Here is a 2,043-nt window from a genome sequence, read left to right as displayed (position 1 = left end):
GGCCGGGTTGATGGCGTAGCCCGCGTTGGCGCCGTAGGACATGCCGATGGCGGCGACGACGAAGCCCACGATCAGCGGTCCGAGGTTGGCCCTGACGGCCTGGTTGCGCAGGTCGATGACGGCGGCGATCAGCATGAGCAGGAAGGCCGTGCCGACGATCTGGTCGATCAGCGGGCCCCAGATGCCGCCGTGGAAGTACGGGGCCGGGAAGGTCGCGAAGATGGAGAAGGTGGCGTTCGTGTGCCCGTTCACCTTCGGTCCCGGCGCCGCGCTGTCGTAGGCGTTGATGGCGCTGTGGTACACGAGGTAGACCAGGGCCGCCCCGGTGAGGGCGCCGACGACCTGCGCGAACCAGTACGGCAGGACCTTGGGCCACGGGAAGCCGCGGCGGATGGCCATCGCCAGGGTGACCGCCGGGTTGAGGTGGGCGCCGCTGATGCCGCCGGCCACGTACACGCCGAGCATGACGGCCAGCGCCCAGCCCCAGGTGATGAGCAGCCAGTCACCGGCGGCGAGGAAGATCGTGGTGGGGGTGGCGGCCCGGCCGGAGCCGGGCAGTGCGGCGACCGCCATCGCGACCACACCGCAGCCGAAGGAGATGAGGACGAAGGTCCCTAGGAACTCCGCCAGACACTCACCGAGCAGGCCGCCCCTGCTCCTGAGGCGGGACGGCTTGACGAGCGGAGGGATTTCCACAGCCATGGAGGCCCCCTTTGGAGAGAGCATTGCGCCCAATATCACTATATTGGCTCACAAAGTCACTCCCCGCAGGCTGACGATCCGCGCGGATCAGCTGTCGAGGTCGTCGGCGTAGTGGCGGAAGCCGTGCCGTTCCCGGTGCAGGGTCCACAGGGTCTGCGCCAGCACGTCCGGGTCCTTGCGGGCGTGCCCCGCGCTGATGGTCCCGGGAATCACCAGCTGGGCGACGTGGATGCCCTCCCCGGCCAGCCGGTCGTGCAGCAGGTGGCCGTAGGCGCTCTCCGCGGCGAAGGCGATCGAGGTGCCGGCCCGCTCGGGGTGGGGTACGGCCGCGCTGCCGCCGTTGACGAACAGGATGGTGCCGCGCCCGAGCCGCCGCATGCCCGGCAGCACCTGCTGCACGGCGGCCACCGGCCCGTACACGGAGAACTCGATCGGCCCCACCAGGTCGCGGTGCCCGGTGTCCAGCACGGGCCGCATGAAGTCACGGTGCGGCACCGGGCTGTACTGGAGCACCTCGACGGTTCCGAGGGCCCCGGCGAGCCGGTCCAGCGCCGCGGCCAGCTCCTGCGGCCGGCGCACGTCGGCGGGGAAGCCGCGCGCGGTGATCCCCCCGGCCGCGAGCCCCTCCACGATCCCGTCCAGCCGGCCCCGGTCCCGGGCGACCAGCCCGACCGCGAATCCCTCGCGTCCGAAGCGCCGGGCGACGGCGGCCCCGAGCCCCGGCCCGGCTCCCACGATGGCGACACTGCTCATGCCGGGCATCCGTACCGCGCGGACGCGGGCCTCACACCGGCTGCGGCACCCGCGGGCCGGCGGCCTCCCGCATCCGTGCCACCTGGACGGCGGTGACCGCCCGCACGGCGACCGCGCCGGCGACCGCGGCACCCACGACCGCCGCGTCGCTGGCCAGCAGCGGCCACACCTCGGTGTAGGCGCGGGCGATGATCTCGTCCGTGGAGTCCTTGTAGACGATGCCCACCCCGCTGAGCATGCCGAGCACCCACAGCCCCCACCACACGTTCACGGAGGCCGGCAGCCGGCGCTCCGGGGCGGACCCGCGGAACGCGTCGGCGACGATGCCGCGCGGGAACCACAGATTGACGACCGGGACGATCCAGCCCGCGTACACCCACAGGCCGGCGTACTTCGGCGCCCGGCCGGACAGCAGGCGCGCGTTGTCCCGCAGCCGCACCACCCAGGAGAGGAACAGCACGGCGCAGACCAGCGCGGCGGCACCGCCGAGGGAGGTGACGAGGTGGTACGAGTCCTCCAGCGCGGTGAGCGGCCGGTGCACGCCGTCGCCCTGGTCCGGTGGCCCGGAGGCGGGTTCGCCCGCGAGCG

3 protein-coding genes are annotated in these 2,043 nt (G+C 73.1%); all 3 read right to left on the bottom strand.

Features of this window, described 5'->3' with window-relative positions; translation table 11 throughout:
* The coding region (locus IE312_RS26130; RefSeq protein WP_229900446.1) for an MIP/aquaporin family protein at nucleotides 1–702 on the bottom strand (702 nt) is incomplete at its 3' end.
* An 87-nt stretch (nucleotides 703–789) separates the two neighbouring features.
* Nucleotides 790–1,455, bottom strand: a complete 666-nt coding sequence (locus IE312_RS26125) for an SDR family NAD(P)-dependent oxidoreductase (RefSeq protein ID WP_189984773.1) — start codon at nucleotides 1,453–1,455, stop codon at nucleotides 790–792.
* A 31-nt stretch (nucleotides 1,456–1,486) separates the two neighbouring features.
* Nucleotides 1,487–2,043: DUF4328 domain-containing protein (locus IE312_RS26120; RefSeq protein WP_229900445.1), on the bottom strand; the 557-nt coding region annotated here is incomplete at its 5' end.

Source organism: Streptomyces capoamus (genome assembly GCF_014654935.1).
Taxonomy (GTDB): domain Bacteria; phylum Actinomycetota; class Actinomycetes; order Streptomycetales; family Streptomycetaceae; genus Streptomyces; species Streptomyces capoamus.
This window is presented reverse-complemented; position numbering and strand designations above follow the sequence as displayed.